This is a genomic window from Nocardioides flavescens (genome assembly GCF_009823805.1).
GTDB classification, from domain to species: Bacteria; Actinomycetota; Actinomycetes; order Propionibacteriales; family Nocardioidaceae; genus Nocardioides; species Nocardioides flavescens.
Map to the genome: position 1 here is coordinate 43,537 of NZ_WUEK01000019.1, position 6,287 is coordinate 49,823.

The 6,287-nt window shown below is 71.3% G+C and carries 5 protein-coding genes; all 5 read left to right on the forward strand.

Features of this window, described 5'->3' with window-relative positions:
* Nucleotides 1-39 precede the first annotated feature (39 nt).
* Entirely contained in the window at nucleotides 40-555 is a 516-nt protein-coding gene (locus GRQ65_RS21735; protein WP_160880118.1) for a class I SAM-dependent methyltransferase, read from the forward strand.
* A gap of 379 nt (nucleotides 556-934) precedes the next feature.
* Complete coding sequence (locus GRQ65_RS21740; RefSeq protein ID WP_160880119.1) at nucleotides 935-3,301, forward strand: chemotaxis protein CheW; 2,367 nt, start codon at nucleotides 935-937, stop codon at nucleotides 3,299-3,301.
* Nucleotides 3,301-3,765 (forward strand): chemotaxis protein CheW, encoded by a 465-nt coding sequence (locus tag GRQ65_RS21745; RefSeq protein ID WP_160880120.1) that lies wholly within the window; start codon nucleotides 3,301-3,303, stop codon nucleotides 3,763-3,765. Before GRQ65_RS21740 ends, GRQ65_RS21745 begins: the two co-directional genes overlap by 1 nt.
* Nucleotides 3,766-3,813: 48 nt before the next feature.
* Nucleotides 3,814-5,382, forward strand: a complete 1,569-nt coding sequence (locus tag GRQ65_RS21750) for a methyl-accepting chemotaxis protein (protein WP_160880121.1) — start codon at nucleotides 3,814-3,816, stop codon at nucleotides 5,380-5,382.
* Between the two features lie 47 nt (nucleotides 5,383-5,429).
* Nucleotides 5,430-6,287: MCP four helix bundle domain-containing protein (locus GRQ65_RS21755; RefSeq protein ID WP_160880122.1), on the forward strand; the 858-nt coding region annotated here is incomplete at its 3' end.

Sequence of the window (6,287 nt, forward strand, 5' to 3'; positions counted from 1 at the left end):
CGGGGCGCGCGTGTGCCCCGATCTGGCAGGGTGTGTGTCATGGCGGTGCAGACGATCCCGGCTCGGATCCGCTGGGCGGTGGACTTCATGGACGTCCAGCCCGGTGACCACATCCTCGAGATCGGCTGTGGACCAGGTGCCGGAGCCGAGCTGATCTGCTCGCGCCTGCAGACCGGCAAGCTGTTCGCGATCGACCGCTCGGAGTCCGGTGTCGACCGGACCAAGAGGCGCTGCGCGGCGTACGTCGAGGCCGGTCGGCTCACGGTCCGGCAGATCGACCTGGCGACCCTGCGGGTGCCGGTCAAGCGCCTGACCAAGGTCTTCGCGTTCAACGTCAACCTGTTCTGGGTGCGCAACTGCGCCGACGAGGTGGCGCTGCTGCACGAGCGCGTGCTGCCGGGCGGTGCGGTCTACCTCTTCTTCGAGGCCACCCGGCCCGACCAGGTGCCGCACATCGTCGAGAAGACGTCGGCGGCCCTGCAGACCGCGGGGTTCCGCGTCTCCGTGGTCGAGCAGAAGGCGCCTGCGGTCGTCGGGATCATCGGCAAGCGCTGAAGGCTGCAGCCTGATCGCGCTGACAACAGCCTGTGGGCTGGTGCAGCCCCGATCCAGCCCGGGAACCTCGCCGGGCTCGCCGCCGGCCTCCTCGAGGGCGTCGCGGTCTTCGCACTGAGGGCGTCGACTGCTCCCTCGACCTCGGGACGGCGCCGTCCGCGCCGTCGGGACCGAGCGCTTCACCATCGGCACGTCCAGGAGCCACGCCCTAGGGGCGGCCGGTTGCGCCGGTCTGGTCTCACTGGTCGCGCGCTGACCCGCAGCGGTCTGGTCCGGTCCTCACCCCTGTGACGACCTTCTCCTCAGGTCGGGCCCCACAAGGCCGATGTGGACGGCGCTCCCTACGGAGCAGATCTCACGGACGAGAGGGAACGTCGGCATGGATGAGATGGACGAGATCGTCCAGGAGTTCCTGGTCGAGAGTCACGAGAACCTCGATCAGCTGGACCGGGACCTGGTCGCGCTGGAGCAGCAGCCGGACTCGCGCGACCTGTTGGCCAGCATCTTCAGGACCATCCACACCATCAAGGGCACGAGCGGGTTCCTGGCCTTCGGTCAGCTCGAGTCGGTGACCCACGTCGGCGAGAACCTCCTCGCCCGGTTGCGCGACGGCAAGATGCGGATGACGCCGGAGACGACCGACGTGCTGCTCGCGATGGTCGACACGGTGCGTGAGCTCCTCGCCGCCATCGAGGCCGACGGCACCGAGGGCGACGTCGACGTGACCGCGGTGGTCGCCCGGGTCACCGCCGTGCTCGAGGGCCGAGCCCCCGCCGCCCCCGCCGAGGCCGTCGTCGACCCGGTGCTCGACCCCGCGGTCGACCTGCCCGTCGCACCACAGGTCGCCGACGAGGCCGACGCGACCGTGGACGAGACCCCGGACGAGCCCGAGCCTGTCGCGCTCGAGGACCTCGCGCCCGAGCTGCCTGCCGCCGTACCGGCGCCGGCTCCCGTCGCCGCGACCGAGACCCGCGAGCCCGACACCACCGAGCCCGAGACCACCGAGGCCGCCGCCCCGCAAGACGGCGGCGAGGGCAAGGCCAAGCGCAACCTGGCCGAGTCGAGCATCCGCGTCGACGTCGACCTCCTCGACAGCCTGATGCGCCTGGTGGGCGAGCTCGTCCTGACCCGCAACCAGATCGTGCGCCAGGCCGGCGAGCAGGCCGGCGGCGAGCTGAACGGCGCCGCGCAGCGGCTCAACCTCATCGCCACCGAGCTGCAGGAGGGGGTGATGAAGACGCGGATGCAGCCCATGGACCACCTGTGGGCCAAGCTCCCCCGCGTCGTGCGCGACCTCGGCTCGATCTGCGGCAAGAAGGTCTCCCTGGACATGTTCGGTCGCGAGACCGAGCTCGACCGCTCCCTGCTGGAGTCGGTCAAGGACCCGCTCACCCACCTCGTCCGCAACGCCGTCGACCACGGTCTGGAGTCCCCCGAGCAGCGTCGCGCGGCCGGCAAGCCCGAGGAGGGGCTGCTCACCCTGCGCGCCTACCACGAGGGCGGCCAGGTCGTCGTCGAGGTCGCCGACGACGGCGCCGGCATCGACCCGGCCCGGGTCGCGGCGAAGGCGGTCGAGCGGGGGCTGCGCACGCAGGGCCAAATCGACGCGATGAGCCAGGCCGACCTGCTGCAGCTGATCTTCCTGCCCGGCTTCTCCACCGCCGCCGCGGTCACCAACGTCTCCGGTCGCGGTGTCGGCATGGACGTCGTCCGCACCAACATCGAGGCCATCGGCGGCACCATCGAGGTCGAGTCGGTCCTGGGTCGCGGCACGACCTGCCGGCTGCGGATCCCGCTGACCCTGGCGATCGTGCCGGCGCTGACCGTGGAGTGCTCCGGCGACCGATACGCGATCCCCCAGGTGAGCCTGCTCGAGCTGGTCGCCCTCGACGCCGACCGCGCCGCGGCGGAGGTCGAGGACGTCAACGGCGCACCCGTCTACCGCCTGCGCGGCGACCTGCTGCCCCTGGTCAACCTCGCCGAGGTGCTGCACGTCGAGTCCGACCGCTCCGACGGCCACGTGCTCATCGCCGTCCTGCAGGCCGAGGGCCGCCGCTTCGGCCTGGTGATCGACCGGGTGCTCAGCACCGAGGAGATCGTGGTCAAGCCGCTCACCACGAGGCTCAAGGCGGTCGGCGCGTTCTCCGGGGCCACCATCCTCGGCGACGGCCGGGTCGCGCTGATCCTGGACGTGCAGTCCCTCGCCCGCAACGCGCTCTCCCAGGAGGCCCTCGAGCACGGCTCGACGGGCCGGGAGTCGGTCCTCGACACCACTGACGCCGCCGAGCAGGTCAGCATGCTCATCGCCGGCATCGGAGGCGGGCGCCGGGTCGCGATCCCGCTGTCGTCGGTCACCCGCCTCGAGCAGGTGCCGACCAGCTCGGTCGAGGTCGTCGGCAGCCGCGAGGTCGTGCAGTACCGCGGCTCGATCCTGCCGTTGCTGCGCCTCGACAGCCACCTCGGCGCGATGAGTGAGCGCCACGGCGAGGACCTCGCGATGGTCGTCTACTCCGCGGGCGGTCGCAGCGTCGCGATCGTCGTCGACGAGATCGTCGACATCGTCGACGAGGACACCCGCTCGCGCAGCGACATCGACGACCACGGCCTGCTCGGCTCGACGCTGATCCGCGACCGCATCGTCGAGGTGCTCGACGTGCGCAGCGCGATCCTCGCGGCCGACCCGCGCTTCTTCGTCGACGCCGACGAGGCCGACCCCTACGAGGCCCAGCTGGAAGGAGCGCTCTGATGAGCACCACCGTCGCGACCGTCGCGGCCGACCACTCCGTCGGTCACCGCCGCCTGGTCACCTTCACCCTGCACGGCAGCACGTACGGCGTCAGCGTGGAGGCCGTCCAGGAGGTGCTGCGCGGCCAGATGCGCACCCGCATCCCGCTGGCACCCCCCGGCCTCGCCGGGCTGATCAACCTGCGGGGCCAGGTGCTGACCGCCATCGACCTCCGCGAGCAGCTCGGGCTCCCGGCCCGCGACGCCGAGGCGGGTGAGCCGATGCTGGTCGTCGTACGCGTCGCCGGCGAGCCGGTCGCCCTGCTCGTCGACACCATCGGCGCCGTCGTCGACGTCGGCGCCGGTCAGTTCGAGCCACCGCCGGACACCCTGTCCGGTCCCTCGCGCGAGCTGATCCGCGGCGCCTACAAGCTCGAGGGCGAGCTGCTGCTCGACCTCGACGTCGAGCGCGCCGCCGCCGCCTGACCCCACCCGTCCCCTCGACCCGACCCCCGTCCGAACCGGAGCACCGTCATGCCGCACATCAACTGGACCGTCGCCAAGCGGATCGCCGTCATCGCGGCCATCGGCGTGCTCGCCACACTGGTCGTCGGGGGTGTGGCGCTCGTCGAGGCGCGCAGTGTGAGCGCGCAGACCAGGGCCGTCAGCCAGACCGAGCAGGCGGCCGTGACGCTGCGCGCGCTCGACACGCGGGCCAGCGAGCTCAAGGCGACGGCGTACCGCCTGCTCGCCGCAGGCGACGGGGACAAGGCGAAGGCCGACGTCGCTGACGACACCGCCACCGTCCAGGAGCTGGTGCGGACGCTGCAGGGCTACGACCTCGTCGCCCACAACGCCGCTCAGGTCGACGATGTCGAGCAGGCGATGACCGACTACACCGCGGCGATCAGCACCTTCGTCAACGCTGCCGCCGCCGACCCGGAGTCCGCCGAGGCCAGCATCGGCAACGTCCAGAACGCCAACGACACCAGCGACGAGGTGCTCGGCGCCGCGGTCGACGACTTCACCTCGGACGCGAGGAACGACGCGGCCAGCACGCAGGGCGCCATCGACAAGATGACGACGGTCATCCTCGTGGTCTCCCTCGTCGCCATCGGCCTGCTCATCGTCCTCGCCGTGCTCATCTCTCGCAGTCTCGTCGTCCCCCTCAAGGCGGCGATCGCCATGGTCGGCCAGTTCGCGGACGGCGATCTCAGGCAGCGGCTGTCGTCGGGCACCACCGGGTGCGTCGGCGACCTGGAGCGAGCCCTCAACCGCGCGATGGACAAGGTGAGCGAAGTCCTGGTCTCGGCGACCGCCTCCGCAGACGGCGTCGCCTCCGCCTCCGAAGAGCTGTCGGCGTCGTCGCAGCAGATCGCGGCCGGGGCGGAGGAGACCTCGGTGCAGGCGGGTGTGGTCTCGGGTGCGGCCGAGGAGGTCTCGCGCAACGTCTCGACGGTCGCGGCGGGTGCCGAGCAGATGGGTGCCTCCATCCGCGAGATCGCGCACTCCGCCAACGAGGCCGCCCGGGTGGCCGCTCAGGCGGTGTCGATGGTGGAGACCACCAACGAGACCGTGTCGCGGCTGGGGACCTCGAGCCAGGAGATCGGCAACGTCGTCAAGGTCATCACCTCCATCGCTGAGCAGACCAACCTGCTGGCGTTGAACGCCACCATCGAGGCCGCCCGTGCCGGCGAGGCCGGCAAGGGGTTCGCCGTGGTCGCCAACGAGGTCAAGGAGCTGGCCCAGGAGACCGCCCAGGCCACCAAGGACATCGCCGCCCGGGTCGAGGCCATCCAGGGCGACACCACCGGTGCGGTCGAGGCGATCGGTGAGATCTCCACCATCATCACCTCGATCAACGACTACCAGCTCACCATCGCCTCGGCGGTGGAGGAGCAGACCGCCACCACCAACGAGATGTCGCGCAACGTCGCCGAGGCCTCCACCTCCTCGAGCGAGATCGCCACCAACATCTCCGGGGTCTCGGGTGCGGCCACCACGACCACCCAGGCGCTGGCCCAGACCCAGTCCGCCGTCGACGAGCTCGCCCGTATGGCCTCCGACCTGCGGGCGAACGTCCGGCACTTCACGACCGCCTGACCGGCGCCCCGCCACTCCCTCTCCCACCCCAGACAGGACCCCACCTCATGGACACAGCCGCCGCTCGCGGGCTCACCAGCCGCTTCAGCGACCTCCGCCTCGCCGTCAAGATCCTCTTCGCCGTCGGCCTCGCCGCCCTGGTGGCGGTGATCGTGGGCGTCGTCGGACTGCGAGCACTGGGCGGGTCGACCCACGTGGCCAACGACATCAACGACCAGAACGTCGCCGGCCTGCAGGCCGCCGCGTCGATGGAGGCCGGGATCGCCGCCATGCGCATCCAGGCCCGCGAGGCCCTGATCCGTCAGGACGCGGAGTACGACGCCGCCAACCAGGCCTTCGACGACGGCTACCAGGCGTTCGAGACCGCGGCGGCCGACTACTCCGGTCTCGACCTGAGCGCCGACAAGCGTGCCGCGCTGCAGACCCTGGAGGAGGCCACCAAGAGCTATCACGACACCGCCGTCGACGTGCTGCCGCAGTTCTCGAGCAAGAACGACATCGCCGGCTGGACCAACGCCTTCGACAGCCAGGTCGCTCCCCTCTCCGAGGACATGAAGGCTGCGATGGCCGACCTGACCGGCATCGAGAAGACCTCCGCTGCCGCGGCGGCCGCCGACGTGCAGTCGACCTACGCCTCCAGCCGCAACCTGGTCATCGGGGTGCTGGTCCTCGGTACGGCGCTGGCGCTGCTGCTCGGCTGGCTGATCGCCCGGGCGCTGGCCCGCTCCGTCGGGAAGGTCAAGGACGTCGCCGACGCCATGGCCGCCGGCGACCTGTCGAAGACCGCCGGCGTCACCACCCGCGACGAGGTCGGCACCATGGCCACCAGCCTGGATGCCGCCAACACCTCCCTGCGCCAGCTCATGACCTCCGTCACCGCCTCCGCCGACGGCGTCGCCTCCGCC

Excerpts from the sequence above, each read along its gene's own strand:
- GRQ65_RS21735 (WP_160880118.1), top strand. The coding sequence starts at position 40 with ATGGCGGTGCAGACGATCCCGGCTCGGATCCGCTGGGCGGTGGACTTC.
- GRQ65_RS21740 (WP_160880119.1), top strand. The coding sequence starts at position 935 with ATGGATGAGATGGACGAGATCGTCCAGGAGTTCCTGGTCGAGAGTCAC.
- GRQ65_RS21745 (WP_160880120.1), top strand. The coding sequence starts at position 3,301 with ATGAGCACCACCGTCGCGACCGTCGCGGCCGACCACTCCGTCGGTCAC.
- GRQ65_RS21750 (WP_160880121.1), top strand. The coding sequence starts at position 3,814 with ATGCCGCACATCAACTGGACCGTCGCCAAGCGGATCGCCGTCATCGCG.